Source organism: Streptomyces sp. NPDC107654 (assembly GCF_055639035.1).
In genome coordinates this window covers 321,312-337,747 of the sequence record NZ_JBVKBI010000002.1, presented here as the reverse complement: position 1 = coordinate 337,747, position 16,436 = coordinate 321,312, and the positions used below count along the sequence as shown (strand labels likewise).

Below are 16,436 nucleotides of genomic sequence, written 5' to 3'. Positions count from 1 at the left end.
CGTTCCGGGGCCGGCCTTCCCACTTCTTCGAGCAGGAAGACCACGAGATTGCGACAGACTCTCAGCAAGGGCATCGCCGTGGCCGCCGCCGCGACCGGCATGCTGTCCTTGTACGGCGGCGCCGCGCTCGCCGACTCCCGTGCGCAAGGTACCGCCCAGGGTTCCCCCGGGGTTCTGTCCGGGAACAACGTCCAGGCCCCGGTCAACGTCCCGGTCAACGTCTGCGGCAATTCCGTGGACGCGGCCGCGGCGCTGAACCCGGCGTTCGGCAACTCCTGCGCCACCGCCGGACACGGAACGTACGGCCAGGCCGGCAGCGAGTCCCACGAGGAGCACGGCACCCCCGCGGACCACTCCGGTTACGGCACCCCGTCCGACCACTCCGGTTACGGCACCCCCGGCGACTCCGCCGACCTGCCCGGCCCCGGCGACTCCACCGGCCGGCCCGCCCCCGGCGCCGACCACTCCACCCCACCGACCGACGGCGGCAGGACGACCGCACCCCCGTACGGCGGGGAGGAGACGACCCCGCCCCCCTACGGCGGCAAGGAGACGACCCCGCCCCCGCACGGCGGAGGCAGGACGACCCCGCCCCCGTACGGCGGGGAGGAGACGACCCCGCCCCCCTACGGCGGCGGCGAGACGACTCCGCCGGGCGGCGGGTACGGCAGCCCGCCCGGTGGCGAGCACAGCACGCCCCCCGGCGGCGGTCACAGCACTCCTCCCGGCGGCGGGCACACCACACCCCCGTACGGCGGTGGCGAGAGCACGCCCCCGGACACGGACCACACCCCGCCTCCCGGCGGCGGTGGCGGTGGTGAGGAGCACCCAGGGCAGCCACCCGTGCTCGCGCACACCGGCGGCAACGGCCCCGCGTTGATGGCGACCTCGGCCGCCAGTGCCGCGCTGATCGCGGCCGGATCGATCCTCTACCGGCGAGGCCGGGCCACCGCCCGCCGATGACGCGCCGGGTGCCGGACCGGGCGTCCGGCACCCCGCCGCGCCCTGCTCGCAGGGGTGCGTCCGGGAGGAAGGGAGCGGGTATGGCTGCACGCCGGTGCAGGGGGCGGTCCGGGCGGCTGGCCGTCATCGCGGGGTCCCTCGTCGCGTCGGTCGCCCTGGCGGTCGGCCCCGGTTCCGCCGCACGACCCGCGACGGTGCCGGCCACCGCCCCGCCGCCCTTCGGGGCGTTCGTCGACTCCGGGCCCCCCGGGGTCGCGCGGCTGGCCGAGCTGAGCGACTGGCTCGGCGGGACCGAGGTGAAGGTCGCCCACACCTATCTGCCCGGCGGCAGCTGGCAGGACATCGAGGGCCCGCCCGGCTTCCTGGACGTGTGGGCGCAGTGGCGGCTGCAGAAGGCGGACCGGATGCTCGTCCTCAACGTGCCGATGCAGGAGCGCAACGAGGAGGACCTCCCCGACCCGGAGGTGCGGTCACTGCTGGCTCAGGCCGCGGCCGGCGCGTTCGACGGCCACTTCCGGGCCCTGGCCGAACAGCTGGTGCGGCTGGGGGTGCCGGACACGGTGATCGTGCTCGGCTGGGAGATGAACGGCACCACCTACACCCATCGCTGCGGGCCGGACCCGGAGGCCTGGAAGACGTACTGGAACAGGATCGTCGCCGTCATGCGCTCGGTGCCGGGGCAGGCGTTCCGGTTCGACTTCACGCCGAGCCGCGGCCGGGACGCCGTGCCCTGGACCGAGTGCTATCCCGGGGACGACACGGTCGACATCATCGGCATGGACGCCTACGACCAGCCGAGCGGAGTGCCGTTCGAGGAACAGGTCACCGAGCCCTACGGTCTCCAGCAGCACGTGGACTTCGCGAAGGCCCACGGCAAGCCCCTCTCCTATCCGGAGTGGGGGCTGTTCAGCAACGGGGACGACACCGTGTACATGGCGGGGATGCTCGCCTGGATCGAAGCGCACCGACCGCTGTACAACACGGTGACCGACTACTGCCCGCACGGCGTCTGGCAGTGCTCGGACAACCCCCGCTCCTCGTGGATCTACCGGGCCGCCCTCTTCGGCCGTACCTCCGCGCCCCCGGCCGGCTGCCCGTCGTCGCGCTCCCGCCACCGGTGCAGCAGCTCCCTGCCCCGCTGCCGGGCGGTGGCGTCGCACAGCGCGGCCGTCAGCAGCGGGGCGGTACGCCGCCTGGCCATGAGCAGCCGTTGGTTGACGACCCGTTCGGGCCGCCAGTGGTGCTTGTACGGCTCGTCGCCGCGCAGCAGGCTCAGCGTGCCCCGCTGCCCGTCGCCGCTGTGCTCGGCGCACGCCTCCAGCAGCATCACCGCCACGTCCGCCTTCCGCTCCCGCAGCACGGGGTGGGCGCCGTAGAGGTAGCCGCCGGCCAGGCTGCCCGACAGCAGCGTCAGGTCGACCCCCAGCACCTCGCCGTCGACCAGGAACTCGGTGACCACCGCGTCTCCCGAACGCACCATCCACCCCGCCGCGCGCACCAGGTGCTCGCGGAACCGCGGCCGCAGGTGCTCGCCCGTCACCTTCCGCCCCTGCCACTGCAGCCGGTGCAGCTCCAGCAGCCGGCCGAGCGCCGCCTCCACCTCCTCCGGGGCCACCGCCCGCCGCCGCACCCCCAGCGCGGCCAGCCGGCGCAGCTTGGCCCGCGCCCGCTGCCCGGACTTGCCCGAGGGCAGCCGGGCGATCAGCTCCTCCATCGGTACGGCCGGCAGCTCCAGGCACAGCGAGTCGCGGACCGTGCGGCGCGGCCCGGCCCAGCGGTCGTAGACCCGCATCACCGCGCCGCCCGGGCGCACCTCGCGGAAGTCGACCAGCGCGGTGCGCGCCGCGTCCGCGAGCGCCTCGGTGAGGGCGTCGGCCGCCCGCCCGTCGTCGGTGTCGTCCAGCAGGACGTCCGTGTAGTCGGAGATCGCCCCGCCGAGCGGCACCAGCGCGGGCCAGGGCCGGCGGACCAGCATCAGCGGCGCGGCGGCCACCAGTTCGGGCCCGGCCCGCACCACCAGCAGCCGGAGCCGGCCGGGCCGGCCGTACGACAGCCACCACGAGTGCAGCCAGGCGTGGCTCTGGAACGGGGTGGCGGCGGCGCACCGCCGGAACAGCCGCCCCCAGGCGGGCGCCAGCGCGGCGAAGGCCTCCTCGTCCGTGACGACGTCCGTGGTGAGGGCGGGTCCGGTGCCGGGGCCGGCGGGCTCTGTCGCGGTGGCGGGGCGCGCGGTGCCCGCCGGGTAGAGGGCGGTCACCGCCGGCCGTGCGCGTCGGCGGGGACGGCCGGTCCGGGCACCGAGCGCGACAGGAAGGTCTCCGGCTCCGGGCGGCGTCTCGGCCGTACCAGCAGGGCGAGGGCGCCGAGCAGGCCGCCCGCGCTCGCGCCGACCAGTCCGGTCACCCCCGGCGTCGGCGAGGACGGCTCGTCCGGCCGCGCCGCGCGGGAGAACTGCCGCAGTCCCACGTGGGTGTCGGCCTTGGCGGCGGCGGCGTGCCGGGTCAGCGCGCGGGCGACCGCGTCGGCCATGGCGGCGGCCTCGGCCGGGTGCTCGGAGGTGGCGGAGACGGCGACCATCGGGGCGTCCGGCGAGGTCGCGGTGCGCACTCCGGCGCGCAGGGTGCTCACCGGCACCCCGGCCTGCTCCTGGGCGTCGCCGAGCACCGCGATCTGGGTGGCGACCCGGCCGTAGGCCTGCGCGAAGCCGAGCGCGGTGGCGGTGTCGGCCCCCTCCCCGGGGACGGCCACGACATAGCTGGTCGCCGTGTACTCGGGGGGTTTGAGCACGCCGTACCCGCCGCCCAGCAGCCCGCCGGCGAGGACACCGGCCGCCACCAGCGACCAGGGCGGGAGCGTGCGGAGCCGGGAGGGGCGGGAGTGATGGTGGTTCTCGGTCATGACGGGGTGACTCCCTGAAGGGATCGGGGCGGGGGGACCGGGTGGGCGAGCGCCGCCGCGTAGACGTCCATCAGCCGGGCGGCGCTGCGGGTGATGCTGTAGTGGCGGGCCGCGTCGGGGGCGGTGCGCGGGCCGGGGCCGGCGGCGCGGACCTCGGCGAGCGCGCGGGCGTAGGCACCGGCGTCGCACGGCACCCGGACCGCGTCCGGGGCGGCCCCGGGCGGCAGGTCCTCCAGGGCCGGGCAGGAGCTGTAGCGCACCGGGAGCCCGGCCGCGAGCGCCTCCACGACCGCGAGGCCGAACGCCTCCTCGGAGGAGGGCGAGGCCAGCACGTCCATCGCCGAGGCCAGCGCGGGCAGGTCCGGTCCGGCCGAGCCGTCGGGCAGGTACGGGCGCTCCCCGGCGAACAGCACCCGGCCGGCCACGCCCGACTCGTGTGCGGCCCGCCGCAGCGCGGGCTCCTCAGGGCCGCCGCCGACCAGCAGCAGCCTGCAGTCGGCGGGCAGCTCGGCGAGGGCACGGATCAGGACGTCGAAGCGTTTGCCGGGGGCGAGCCGGCCGATGCCGCCGATGACGAACGCGCCGTCGGGCAGGCCGAGGCGGGCGCGGGTACGCAGCCGGGCCGCGGGGTCGTGGGCGAACCGCGCCAGGTCGATGCCGTTGGGTACGACCGCGACGCGCGGCTCGGGCACCCCCCAGCGGGCGAGCCGGCCGGCGACCGTGGGGGAGACCGCGACGGTGTGCCGGCCCAGCCGTTCCCCCAGCAGGTACAGCGCGCGCACCCCGGCGGTGAGCGGCCGGCCCTCCATCTGGGAGTCGCCCAGGGAGTGTTCGGTGGCGACGACCGCGCGGACCCCGGCCAGCCGGGCGGCGATCCGGCCGTACAGGCAGGCCCGGTACAGGTGGGTGTGGACGAGGTCGTACCGGCCGCGCCGGACGATCCCGGCGAGCCGGGGCAGCGCGGCCAGGTCGCGGTTCCCGGCCATCCCGAGGTGGGTCACCCGCACCCCGTCGGCCGCCAGTCCGTCGGCCACCGCGCCGGGGTTGGTCAGCGTCACCACCTCGGACTCGACCGGCAGATGCCGCAGCAGCAGCCGGAGCTGCTGCTCGGCACCGCCCACCCCGAGCCCGGTGATGATGTGCAGGACCCTCACCGCAGCCCCTCCACGGGCCGCCGGCGCAGCCGATGCAGCCGGTGCTTCAGGAACAGGCGCACGGCGGTGTCCCGCTCCCCGACGTAGACGCGCGGCAGCGCGTGCGGGCCGCTCAGCCGGCCGGGGTCGATCGCACAGGCATAGCCGTAACCGGCCTCCCGTACCGCCGCCACGGCGCGCGGGTCGACCGTGCCGTACGGGTAGCAGAATCCGGTGACCGGGACGCCGGTCAGCTCCTCCAGCGCCGCCCGGCTCCCGGCGGTCTCCGCCCTCAGCAGGGTGTCGTCGGCGCGTGTCAGATCGACGTGGGTGAGGCCGTGCGAGCCGATCTCCACGCCCGCGGCGGCGGCCCGCCGGATGCCGTCGGCGGTCAGCAGCGGCTTGCGCGGGCCCAGCGGGTCCCAGACGTTGTCGCCGCCGAGCCGGCCCGGCAGCACGAACAGGGTGGCCGTGCACCCGTAGCGGGCCAGCAGCGGCAGGGCGTTGCCGAGGAAGTCGGCGTACCCGTCGTCGAAGGTGAGCCCCACCAGGCCGCGCCCCTCGCCCCGGGCCCGGGCGGCGAGCAGCTCGGCGACCGACACCCCGCGCAGGCCCCGCCGGCGCAGCCAGCACAGCTGCCGTTCCAGCCGGCCGGGGCTGACCGTGACGCGGTACGGGTCGTCGGCACAGTCGCCGACCGAGTGGTACATGGCGATCCAGGGGACGGGGCCCGGGGCGGAGGCCCGGACGCGGTCCGGGGACTCGACGGAGGACGGCATGGGCGAGCCTTCGGGAGAGGGGGTAGGGAACGGGGTGCGGGGATGAGATGCGGTCGTCTCATTCCCGTCGTCCGCCCGGAGGGCGGGCTCGGCGTCTGGTGCGTGCGGCCGCGAGGCGCCGGAGCGTCCCCGTGACCGAGCCGCTCGGGCGCTCCGGCGACGCGGCCGGGGGCCCGCCCTCCGGGGGAGTGCCCGCCGGGCGTCGCCGAGTGGACGGGAAGTGCACGGCAGGCCCCGGGCCCCGGGCGCCCAGGGGCCGGCCGAGCAGCACGAAGACGACGGTCACCGTGGCGCCGCCCGCGGCCAGCCCGGCGAGCGGCACCGACGGCAGGCCCGCCACCAGCCCGCCGGCCACGGCGGCCACCACCGCCGCCCGCAGCGGCCGGCTCAGCTCGTGCAGCACCGGCCCGGTCCGGATGGGCACGCTGCGCCCGCGCATCCCGGCGAGCAGCAGGGCGGCGGTGAGGGTGATGCCGGTGGCGTTGGCCGCGGCGATCCCGGTCACCCCCCACGAGCCGACCGACCCCGCGCCGATCCAGCAGGTCACGGCGATGCCCACGGCCATCGCGGCCACCGGGTACCAGCTGGCGCGGCCCGCCGAGAAGTAGGAGCGGACCAGCACGCCGGTCAGGGTCTGACCGAGCAGGCCCAGCGCGTAGACCCGCATCACACCGGCGGTCGCCGCGGTGTCCTCGGCGGTGAACGCGCCGCGCTGGAACAACAGCGCGATCAGCTGCGGGGCACAGGCCACGATCGCGGCCGTACCGAGCAGCACCACGCAGCCGGCCACCGCCAGGTCCCGCTCGACCCGGTCCCGGGCCCGCTCGGTGTCACCGTCGGCCAGGGCCCGCGCGACCGCCGGGAAGGTGACCGTGCACAGCATCGTCGACAGCGTCATCGGGATCTGGGCGACCTTCTGCGCGTAGTTCAGGTGCGAGATGGCCCCGGCGGGCAGCCCGGCGGCGAGGAACCGCTCGATCAGCACCTGCGACTGCCGGCACAGCGCGAACAGCAGCACGGTGGACAGCAGCGGCACGTCCAACGGCCGCCCCTGGGCGACGGCCCCGCTCCCGCTCCCGCCCCCATCCGCCCGCCGCAACCGCCGTACCAGGGAGGGGACTTGCACCGCCACCATGAGACAGCCGCCCACCGCGACCCCGAACGCGGCCGACCGCACGCCCCAACGGCCGCCGAGCGCGTACATCGCCGTGATGATGCCGACGTTGTACGCCAGGTAGATCGCGGCCGGCGCCAGGAAACGGCGGTGGGCCCGCAGGGCCGCGCTGCAGTACCCGGCGAGGCCGAAGCTCAGCACACAGGTCGCGGTGAGCCGCGTGCAGTCCACGGCGAGCGCCCGGTCGGGCAGCCCCGGCGCCAGCGCGGCCACGAACTGCGGGGCGGCCAGCGCCAGCAGCGCCCCGACCGCCGTGAACGCCAGCGCCAGCCGGGGCAGGGTCCCGGCGACCAGCGCCCGCACCGGGTCCCCCGGCGCGCCCTGCGCCCGGCGGGCCAGAGCCAGGCTGAACGCCGGGACCAACGCGAAGGCCAGCCCGTCCTCGATCAGCAGCGTCGCCGCGAACTCCGGCACCGTCCAGGCGACCAGGAAGGCGTCGGTGTCCCTTCCGGCCCCGAACAACCGGGCCAGCGACTGGTCCCGCACCAGCCCGAGCAGCGCCGCCGCGACGGAGAGGGAGGCGGTGAGGAGGGTGGCACGGGCCAGGAAACGGGGGGTGAGGAGGGTGGGGCCCGGGGGTGGCGGCGGGGTCGGCGGGGTGGCTGTCCGCGTTGGGGCGGCGGGATCCGCCGGGGCGGTCGGAGGCGTTGGCGTGCTGGTGGATGCCGGATATCGGACCGCTTCCGTGCGCCGGGTGACGGTGCAGGCCGGAGGTGTCGGGGCGGTGGTGTGGGCCGGGACGGTGGGGGTTGCCGCGGGGCGGGGCGGTGGGGGTAGGGCGGGCCGGGCGCCCGGCAGGGGGAATCCGCCGGTGCCGGCCTCCGGTCCCGGCGCCTCGCCGGCCCTGGGATGTGTCATTCCGCCGGCCTCCGGCCGAGGCGGGACGCCGGTGTGGGGGGCAGCCGGCCGGCGCCGGCCAGGGCCCACCAGGTGATCAGGCCGAAGGAGACCGCCGTCAGGACGGTCGCGGGGCCGCCGATGTCGGCGTAGGCGAAGTCCACGAGCTGCCAGACCAGCAGCCCGCAGGCGACCAGCGCGCAGTCCAGGCCCCGGCCGCCGGCCGCACGGGTCCGCCACAGCCCGCGTACCGCGCACACCAGCAGGGCGAGCCAGCCGCCCGCGAGGCAGAGCAGCCCGATCAGTCCCTGTTCGCTGAGGACCAGCAGGTACATGTTGTGCGGGGAGAGCAGCGGCTGCCGGCGGAACGCGGCACCCGCTCCCTCGGTGTCGCTGCCCGACGACAGCGCGAGCGAGGCGTGCCCGTCGCGGTACTCCGGGAAGCCCTTCAGACCGACGCCGGTCAGCGGGCGGTCGCGCCACATGTCGGTGGCCGCCGCCCACATCGTGTACCGGTCGGTGACCGACTGGTCGGGCGCGTCGGTGACCCGGGTGATGCTGTCGATCCGCTCCTGGAGCATCGCCGTACCCACCCCCAGCCCGCCCACCAGCACCACCCCCGCGGCCACCGCGGCCGCCCCGACGCCCAGCGCGCGTCGCGGACCGGCCAGCACCAGCTGGACGGTGAGGGTGACCACGGTGGCGATCCAGGCGCCCCGGCTGAAGGACAGGGCGAGGGGGACCAGCAGGGCGAGTGCGCAGCAGACGGCGAGTGTCCGCTGCCGCGCCGAGGTCCGGCCGAGCGCCAGGCCCACCGCGCACACCAGCCCGAAGGACACGACCGTGGCCATGCCCATCACGTCCGACACCCCGAAGGTGCCGACCGCACGGATGTCCTGGCCCTCGTACGAGGCCCCGGTCCCGGTGACGTACTGGTGCACGCCGACCGCCCCCTGCCACCCGGCGAGGGCCACCAACGACCAGGCCAGCAGCCGGAAGTCGGCCCGGTCGCGGACGAGGAGCAGCACGGCGGCGGGGACCAGCACGAAGACCTGGAGGTAGCGGCCGAGGCCGGTGATCCCGGCGCCCGGCGAGACTGCGTGCAGCGCGGCCAGCGTCAGCCCGGCCACCGGCAGGCCGAGGAGCAGGGCGGCGGTCCGGGTGAGGGGACGGCGGCGCGCGCGCAGCAGTCGTACCGCGCAGAACACGACGACCAGCGCGGACAGCGCGTCGGCGGGGCCCGCGCCGCCGTCGCCGCCGGGGGCGACCGGCAGCGCGAGCAGCGCGACCACGGCCAGCACCGGCAGCACCGGGGAGAGCCGCACCGGGGAAAGCCGCATCGAGGACGGTCGCACCGGGGACCGCCACGACGGGGACGGGTGCGGCGGGGACGGCCGGGCGGGGCGGCGCGGCGGCAGGGCGAAGGCCATCGGTCAGCTCCCCGTGGACCGCACGAGCGCGGCGGCCGTGCGCAGCAGGATGCAGACGTCCTGCCACAGCGACCAGTTGTCGATGTAGGCGTTGTCGAAGCGAGCCCGGTCCTCGATGGAGGTGTCGCCGCGCAGGCCGTGGATCTGGGCCAGCCCGGTGATGCCGGTCTGCACGCGGTGGCGGGCCGCGTAGCCCGGGTAGGTGTGGCTGAACCTGCTGACGAAGTACGGCCGTTCGGGGCGCGGTCCGACCAGGCTCATGTCCCCCCGGAAGACGTTCCACAGCTGGAGGAGCTCGTCCAGCGACGTCTGCCGCAGCAGCCGGCAGAAGGGGCTCATCCGCGACTCGCCGGCCACGCTCCACCGGGTGGCCGCCTCCTGAGGGTCGGCCGGGCGGTGGGTGCGGAACTTCAGCAGCGTGAAGGGGCGGCCGTCCTTGCCGATGCGCTCCTGCCGGAACACCACCCCGGGCCCCTCGGTGAGCCGCAGGACGACCGCGCACCCGAGCAGCACCGGGCAGGCCAGCACCAGCAGCACCCCGGACACCGAGACGTCCAGCAGCCGCTTGGTGACGCCCGTGCGCCGCGGCAGACCCGGGTCCAGCCGGCGTACGGCGAACCCGGCGAGCTGGTCGCGCATCTCGTACGCCGGGCTGTCCGCGTCCACCTCCCACAACGCGCAGCCGGAGGCGGCCAGCGCCCGCAGCAGCGGCCCGTGCGCGGTACGCACGGCCGGGTCGACGGTGAGGACGACCCGCACCCCGTTCTGGATGAGCGCCCGCTCCACCTCGTCGCCGGTGGTGAGCACCGGCAGCCCGCCGGGGCCGTCCGGGCGCTGCGCGACCACGCCCACCGGCCGTACCCCGCAGCGCGGGTGCCGCAGCAGTGCGGCGGCCACCCGCTGCGCGGTCGCCGCGGGCCCGATCACCAGGGCGGTGCGCGGGTGGCGCCGCAACAGCACCCGGCTCCGCCAGTGCACGGCCCCGCGGGCCGCCCCGGCCGCCGCGGTGTGCAGCGCGCAGCCCAGCAGCAGGGTCCGGGCGGTGAGGGCGCGCCCGGGGTCGTACGCGGCGAGCAGCGCGGCCAGGCCCAGCCAGGTCACCACGATCCGCCCGCACACCACGGGCAGTTCGTCGAGCACACCCGGCACCGCACGCGTGGAGCGCGGGCGCAGCAGCAGCGCGCCGGTCAGCAGCGCGGCGACCAGCACCGGGCGGCGGGTGGCCGCGTCCAGCACGGCCGTGCCCGCCAGCGCGGCGAGCAGGTCGGCGGCGAGCAGGGGGAGCGGCGGCGAGGCGCGCCGCGCGGGCGGCCGCCGCAGCGGGAACCGGAAGCTGCCGGCCGTACGGGCCGGCAGGACGGAGACGGCCGGGAGGGGCGAGACCGGTTGGAGCGAGGGGACCGGCGAGATCGGCGAGCCGGGCGGGACTCCGTGGTCCCGTGGCTGCGCGCCGGGGGAGGGGACGGTGCTTTCCGCGGTCACGAGGGGATGGACTCCCTGCACTCGGAGGGCACGAGCCGGGCTGTTCCGCCGGCGTCGTCCGCCGCCGGGGCGCCCTGGCCGGGGCCGGTGTCGAGGAGGTCGCGGTAGACGTCCGCGACGCGTTCGGCGGTGTGCCGCACGTCGTGCGTGTCCAGGACGTGCCGGCGCCCTCGGCCGGCGAGCGCCGCCCGCAGCGGCGGGTCGGCCAGCAGCCCGGTCACCGCGCGGGCCAGGGCCACGGGGTCGTCGGGAGGTACCAGGCAGTGCGCGGCGAGCGAGGGCGGCAGGCTCTCCCGGGCGCCGTCGACGTCGGTGAGGACGACGGGCGTCCCGCAGGCCAGCGCCTCCAGCGGGGCGAGCGCCATGCCTTCCCAGCGCGAGGGCAGCACCACCAGGTCGGCGGCCCGGTACCAGGGTGCGGCGTCGGGGACGGCACCGGTGAACCGCACGGAGGGGGGAGCCTGTTGCCTCAAGGCCTCGCGGTCGGGGCCGTCGCCGACCAGCACGAGTCGTGCCCGCGGCAGCCTCGCGAGGACGTCTGGCCAGGCGGCGAGGAGGACGTCCTGGGCTTTCTGACGGCAGAGGCGGCCTACACAGACGACGAGGGGCGTCCCGTCGGCGGCTGCTTCTGCGCCCTGTGCGCCTTCCGAACCTTGGGGGCTGGGCGAGGAGTCCTGAGCGGCGTGCGGGCCCTGCGGGGTGAAGTGGGTGGTGTCGATGCCGTTCGGGACGACCGTGTACGCGGCGCGTACTCCGGCGCGCAGGCCCGTCGTGCGCTCTGCCTCGCTGACGCACACCACCCGGTGCGCCCAGCGCGCCCCCCACCGCTCCCAGCGCAGGGCGAGCGCCGCGGTGGGGCCGCCGACCGCCTCGAACGACCAGGCGTGCGGCTGGAACACGGTCGGGACGCGCCCGCGGACGGCGAGCCGCGCGGCCAGGCCGGCCTTCGCACTGTGCGCGTGCACCAGTTCGGGCCGCACCTCGTCGATCAGGCGGGCGAGCCGTCGTACCTCGCCCGGCAACCCGGGTCCCGGGGACCTGCCGGCGTGCCAGTCCCGGACGTCGGCGCCCAGCTCCCGCAGGCCCGCGGCCAGCGCGCCGCCGGGGCAGGCCGTCGTGACGCGCAGGCCCGCCGCGAGCTGGGCCCGGGCCAGGTCGAGCACGACCCGGGCGACACCGCCGTCGACGGGCTGTGCGAGGTGCAGGACCCGGGGTCGACGGGCGGGTGCTGACTGGTGCATTCGCGGGTTACCTCGCTCACGGGGGCGCTCGGGCTGCGGTCGTGAACGCGCCTTCCGGTTCCGGGCGTCCACGGCGGCGAGGAGCACGCCGGCCCATGCCGCGTCCGCGTGGGGAACGAGCCGGAGCCCGGGTGGTCACCGCCGCTCCGCGGGGCCGGGCCGAGATCGCACAGGTCGGAGACGTGGCCGGGTGTGTCGGCGTAGACAGGAATCCGTCGTATCGGTACACCACCCGGTGCATTGTGCGTGGACTTTCATACGTCGTCCGCAGGACGGGCGGGAGCCGCTGTGCGCGACGGGCGTACGCCGGGGCGGGAGGAGAGTGTGCCGGAGGGCGCGGAGGAAACCGTGGAGGAGAGGGCGGAGGAAAGCGCGGGCGTGGCGCCCGGGACGGGGAGGGGGCGGGGGAGAGAGCGCGCCGCGCTCCCTGCGCAGATCACTCCTTTGGCGGCACAACTCCCGGGTGTGCCGCGCGTTGACACAGCGCCGGGTATCCCGCCCGGATGTTTGTGTCGATCCCCAAGGAGCACCTCTCCATGTCGCGTATCGCGAAGGGCCTGGTCCTGACCTCCGCCGCCGTCGCGGCCGTCGCCGGCGGCGCCGGCGTGGCCTCCGCCGACGCCGGTGCGGGCGCCGTCGCCGCCAACTCGCCGGGCGTGCTGTCGGGCAACGCCATCCAGGTTCCGATCCACATCCCGATCAACGTGTGCGGCAACACTGTCGACATCATCGCGCTGCTGAACCCGGCGTTCGGCAACACCTGCGTCAACGACTGACCTCGCGACGCAACCCTTCGGCCGGCCGTCCGCCCCGTACGCATCCGTCGCGGGGCGGGCGGCCGGTTTTCTGCCCCGGACGGATCACGGTGGGTAGGTGAGCGGTTGCGCAGAGCGACCGGTGAACTGACGGTGGGCTCAGGTCCCACTGTTCACCGAAAGGAACACCCATGCGTGATCTGCCTGCCCGGCGTCTCGCGTCCACCGTCCTCTGCGCGGCCGTCCTGGTCGGCATCACCGGCCCGGTCGCCGTGGCCACGGCCCGGGAGCACGACCGCGCCGCCTCCCGGGCACCCGTTCCGGCGGCGGAGAAGGAGAGGCTGCTCGCCCAGGTCAGAGCCCTGAGCGCCACCGACTCCGCGCTCACCCCGGTCATCGACCTGCTCAACCAGTCGCTGGAGAAGGGCCAACTTCCCGCCGGCGAGGCCAAAAGGCTCGGCGACGCGGCCAAGGCGGCCATCGCCAAGGCCGCCACCGCCCCCGCCCGGCCGGCGACGCCCGTACGGCCGGCGTCCCTCACCGCGCCCGCGACTCCCACGACGGCTGCGACGCCCGCGACACCCACGACGCCTGCGACACCCACGACGCCTGCGACACCCACGACGGCGGCGAAGCCCGGGGTTACCGCATCGCCCACGGCCCCCGCGACGTCCTCGGCGTCCTCGGCGTCCGCGGCACCCGCCGCCGCCACCCCCACCGCGCCCGCGACCGCACCGGCACCGGCGAAGCCGGCCACACCCACGGCGCCCGCGTCACCGGCGACCCCCACCGCCCCCGTGGCCTCCGCCGCCCCCGCGGCCCTCACCGGGCAGACGGCGATGCGGCACGCGAACATCGCCCGCCAGCCCTCGGCCCGCGATGCCACCAGTGACCTGCTCTCCGCGCTGCAGACCGCGATCGACAACCTGGTGAAGGCGGTCACCGACCAACTCGACCAGATCCTGTCGTCCGCCGGCGACGTGGTCTCGGGCCTGGTCGACCTGCTGGGCGGCACCCTCCTCGGCACGGACGCGGCCGAACCCGCCGTCGAGTCCCTGCCCTCGCTGCCCGCCCTCCCCTCCCTCCCGGCGGAACCGACCCAGTCCACGACCACGACGACCGGCTGACCGCGACCGCGACCGAGTCCGGCCGGCCGCGACCCGCGTCCGGCCGGTGCACGGGATTTCATATGTCTTCTCGGCGCCGGGTTTCCGGCCCGGCCGGAACTCGTTAGGCACGGCGTCAGAAATCCGGGGTGACGTGAGTTGCCGGAGAAAGGAACACGATGAAGTCCCTCAAGGCTGCCGCCGTTGTCGCTGGTTCCGTGGCCCTCGTCGGCGTCGCCGCACCCGCGTTCGCCTACGACGCGCAGCACCTGCCGCCGATGAGCCTCAACGGCGGGCTCGCCCAACTCGCCGGGAAGCCGCCCACGGTCCAGGACCTGATGCCGGTGCAGCACCAGTCGGACGCGCTCGACACCGAGAACAAGGACTCCGTGCTGAGCAGCGTCAAGGGCGCCACCACGACCCTCAACAAGCAGGGCCTGCTCGGCGGCCTGCCCCTGCAGCACTGAGCAGTCTGACGCTCGACACCCCCGCCCGAGGCCGCGTCGCTCGTTCGTGTGGCGCGGCCCCGGGCACTGCTCCGGAAGGGTGAGAAGCCGCCGGGCGGCGCCACGGCCCGTCGATATGGTCGCGCGGTGACCTCAGTATCAAGCGAACCCCGCCTTTTCCGCCCCGCCGACCTGGGCACGCTCGCCCTGCTCGCCTGGATGGCCAGGAACGAGGAGGGCGACGGCAGGACGCCCTGTCTGCTCGCCTGTTCCCTGGGCGACGGCCCCGGCGGCCCGGAGGCCGCGTCCGCCGCCGTCACCCACCTCCTGGAGGACATGGGCCTGACCACGGGCGGCGAACCGGTGGACGGCACCACCCGGCCGAGCCTCAAGGTCAGCATGCTGGTCGTCGCCGGGCAGATCGTCCTCCAGCTGCCCCACAACATCAGCAGCCAGGTCACCCCGCCGGCGGACTGGCTGGAGGCGGTCCAGGAACTCGGTTACACCTACTTCATGTTCACCACCCGGGTCTGCCCCTCGACCGGCCCCCGCGAGCCGGCACAGGGAACCGAGCTGGCCGAGTTCGCCGGCTCCCCGGAGACCACCGACGCCGCCGCACACGTCTACCTGCCCGCCCGCGGCCTGCGGGCCTGATGCGCCGGTACGCGGGCGCCGGCCGCGGTTTCGCCCTGCTGACCGTGCTCACCGGGGCGGCCGGACTGCTCGCCTCCTGGGTCATCACCCTGGACGAGTTCAAGCTGCTCAAGGACCCGGGCTTCGTCCCCGGGTGCAGCCTGAACCCGGTGGTGTCCTGCGGCAGCGTGATGAAGAGCGCCCAGGCCTCGGTCTTCGGGTTCCCCAACCCGATGCTGGGCCTGGTGGCCTACGGCGTCGTGGTCTGCGTCGGCATGAGCCTGCTGGCCGGCGCCCGCTTCCCCGGCTGGTACTGGCTGCTGTTCGAAGCGGGTTGCGTGTTCGGCATCGGGTTCGTGTCCTGGCTGCAGTTCGAGTCGCTGTACCGGATCAACGCGCTGTGCCTGTGGTGCTGCCTGGCCTGGGCCGCGACCATTCTGCTCTTCTGGTACGTCACGTCGCTCTGCGTACGCGAGGGTTTCCTGCCCGCGCCCGCCCCGTCGAAGGCGTTCCTCGCCGAATTCACCTGGGTGCTTCCGCTGCTGCACATCGGTGTGATCGGAATGCTCGTACTGACCCGTTGGTGGGACTTCTGGACGAGCTGACTATTACGGCACTCGGGGGAATTGTGAAATGCAGGCGTTTTCCGCTCGTTACGCGGTAAGGACGTCGAACCCCCGCATCCTGAAAGGGACCGTAGCTGACATGAAGCCGACCACCCGAGGAACCCTTGCCGCCGTCGTCACGGGCGTCGCGGCCACCGTGGGGGCCGCCGGTCCCGCCGCGGCGGCCGGTACGGTCCCCGTCCCCCTGCCGCTGGGCGGCGTCTCCAAGGCGCTCGACATGGAGCTGCCCCGACTCGGTGCCGAGCTGCCGCTGATCAAGCCCGGTGCCCCCGAAGGCCCCCGGTACGTGACGGGCCGGCTCCTGCCCGACCGGGCCCTGCCCCAGCTGCCGGTCAGCACCGGCCTGCCCGGCCTGGACGCCAGGGCCCCGCTGCCGCACATCCTCGGCGACAACGCCTTCGACCACCTCGACGTGGACGGGCCCGGCGGCGACATGCGGGCCCTCGCCCCCGGCCTGTCCGTGGACGCCCCCCTGACCCAGCCCGACGGCGGCAACTTCGGCCTCCCGGCCACCAAGCTCCCCGAGGCCGGCGTCATCGCCCCGGTCGTGCAGACCGTCGCCGGCGGCAACCTGGCCACGGGCCCGGGACTGTAGCCGGACAGGACCGTGTCCACCGGTCGGCAGCAACGCCGTACGGCGGCCCGTCGTACGGCCGTGTCCGTCGTACGGCCGTTCTCGCCGCAGGGCCCGAACCCACCGTACGGCTGCCTCGCACCCGGACGGCTCTCCCGCTGACCCGTACGGCTCTCCCCGGCCCCCGAACCCGTAACGGCCCTCCCCGCTCCCCGGAAGAGGCCACTTCCCGACCCCTGAAGGGACCCTCCCCGATCCTCGAACGGGTCGTTCCCGATCCCCGAATGGCTCCTCGGCCGGCGCTTCGGCGGTGACCGCGCGCGTCCTCGATCGGTTAGCCGGTACGGACATCTGAACCC

At 75.6% G+C, this 16,436-nt stretch carries 15 protein-coding genes and 1 pseudogene; 8 read left to right on the top strand and 8 right to left on the bottom strand.

The genetic code is table 11. The annotated features are described in order from the left end of the window. Window positions 1–48: 48 nt before the first annotated feature. Window positions 49–963 carry a chaplin gene (locus ACZ7N4_RS04620; RefSeq protein ID WP_471353702.1) on the top strand — a complete coding sequence of 305 codons (915 nt, stop codon included), beginning with the start codon at window positions 49–51 and terminating at the stop codon, window positions 961–963. Between the two features lie 80 nt (window positions 964–1,043). Continuing rightward, window positions 1,044–2,045, top strand: a pseudogene (locus ACZ7N4_RS04615) (glycoside hydrolase family 26 protein); the annotation flags it as partial. Here ACZ7N4_RS04615 and ACZ7N4_RS04610 read toward each other — a convergent pair. From ACZ7N4_RS04610 to ACZ7N4_RS04575, 8 genes are all read right to left on the bottom strand, one after another. Next, a complete protein-coding gene (locus ACZ7N4_RS04610) occupies window positions 2,009–3,220 on the bottom strand; it encodes a GNAT family N-acetyltransferase (RefSeq protein WP_471353700.1) in 1,212 nt (403 codons plus the stop codon). The pseudogene ACZ7N4_RS04615 and the gene ACZ7N4_RS04610 overlap by 37 nt on opposite strands. Next, window positions 3,217–3,861, bottom strand: a complete 645-nt coding sequence (locus tag ACZ7N4_RS04605) for a YveK family protein (protein ID WP_471353698.1) — start codon at window positions 3,859–3,861, stop codon at window positions 3,217–3,219. The genes ACZ7N4_RS04610 and ACZ7N4_RS04605 overlap by 4 nt, the downstream gene beginning before the upstream one ends. Then, the gene (locus ACZ7N4_RS04600; RefSeq protein WP_471353696.1) at window positions 3,858–5,015 is read right to left on the bottom strand and encodes a glycosyltransferase; all 1,158 of its coding nucleotides are present in this window, start codon (window positions 5,013–5,015) and stop codon (window positions 3,858–3,860) included. The genes ACZ7N4_RS04605 and ACZ7N4_RS04600 overlap by 4 nt, the downstream gene beginning before the upstream one ends. Further along, a complete protein-coding gene (locus ACZ7N4_RS04595) occupies window positions 5,012–5,773 on the bottom strand; it encodes a polysaccharide deacetylase family protein (RefSeq protein ID WP_471353694.1) in 762 nt (253 codons plus the stop codon). The genes ACZ7N4_RS04600 and ACZ7N4_RS04595 overlap by 4 nt, the downstream gene beginning before the upstream one ends. Before the next feature lie 58 nt (window positions 5,774–5,831). Then, window positions 5,832–7,805: a murein biosynthesis integral membrane protein MurJ gene (gene murJ, locus ACZ7N4_RS04590; RefSeq protein WP_471353692.1), complete on the bottom strand. Its 1,974-nt coding sequence runs from the start codon at window positions 7,803–7,805 to the stop codon at window positions 5,832–5,834. After that, on the bottom strand, window positions 7,802–9,124 hold the full coding sequence (locus tag ACZ7N4_RS04585; protein ID WP_471354268.1) for an O-antigen ligase family protein: 1,323 nt from the start codon (window positions 9,122–9,124) through the stop codon (window positions 7,802–7,804). Before ACZ7N4_RS04585 ends, murJ begins: the two co-directional genes overlap by 4 nt. 93 nt (window positions 9,125–9,217) lie before the next feature. Next, the gene (locus ACZ7N4_RS04580; protein WP_471353689.1) at window positions 9,218–10,696 is read right to left on the bottom strand and encodes an exopolysaccharide biosynthesis polyprenyl glycosylphosphotransferase; all 1,479 of its coding nucleotides are present in this window, start codon (window positions 10,694–10,696) and stop codon (window positions 9,218–9,220) included. Continuing rightward, window positions 10,693–11,937, bottom strand: coding sequence for a glycosyltransferase family 4 protein (locus ACZ7N4_RS04575; RefSeq protein WP_471353686.1), 1,245 nt, complete (start codon window positions 11,935–11,937; stop codon window positions 10,693–10,695). Before ACZ7N4_RS04575 ends, ACZ7N4_RS04580 begins: the two co-directional genes overlap by 4 nt. A gap of 536 nt (window positions 11,938–12,473) precedes the next feature. Here ACZ7N4_RS04575 and ACZ7N4_RS04570 point away from each other — a divergent pair. The 6 genes from ACZ7N4_RS04570 (at window position 12,474) to ACZ7N4_RS04545 (ending at window position 16,098) form a co-directional block, all read left to right on the top strand. Then, window positions 12,474–12,713 carry a chaplin gene (locus ACZ7N4_RS04570; protein ID WP_467930022.1) on the top strand — a complete coding sequence of 80 codons (240 nt, stop codon included), beginning with the start codon at window positions 12,474–12,476 and terminating at the stop codon, window positions 12,711–12,713. A 170-nt stretch (window positions 12,714–12,883) separates the two neighbouring features. Next, the gene (locus ACZ7N4_RS04565; protein WP_471353683.1) at window positions 12,884–13,819 is read left to right on the top strand and encodes a hypothetical protein; all 936 of its coding nucleotides are present in this window, start codon (window positions 12,884–12,886) and stop codon (window positions 13,817–13,819) included. A 158-nt stretch (window positions 13,820–13,977) separates the two neighbouring features. Beyond that, a complete protein-coding gene (locus ACZ7N4_RS04560; RefSeq protein ID WP_471353681.1) occupies window positions 13,978–14,265 on the top strand; it encodes a hypothetical protein in 288 nt (95 codons plus the stop codon). 126 nt (window positions 14,266–14,391) lie between these two features. Then, on the top strand, window positions 14,392–14,898 hold the full coding sequence (locus ACZ7N4_RS04555) for a DUF5949 family protein (protein ID WP_471353679.1): 507 nt from the start codon (window positions 14,392–14,394) through the stop codon (window positions 14,896–14,898). Beyond that, window positions 14,898–15,482, top strand: coding sequence for a vitamin K epoxide reductase family protein (locus tag ACZ7N4_RS04550; RefSeq protein WP_471353677.1), 585 nt, complete (start codon window positions 14,898–14,900; stop codon window positions 15,480–15,482). The genes ACZ7N4_RS04555 and ACZ7N4_RS04550 overlap by 1 nt, the downstream gene beginning before the upstream one ends. 100 nt (window positions 15,483–15,582) lie before the next feature. Next, entirely contained in the window at window positions 15,583–16,098 is a 516-nt protein-coding gene (locus ACZ7N4_RS04545; protein ID WP_471353676.1) for a hypothetical protein, read from the top strand. The last annotated feature ends 338 nt before the right edge of the window (window positions 16,099–16,436 follow it).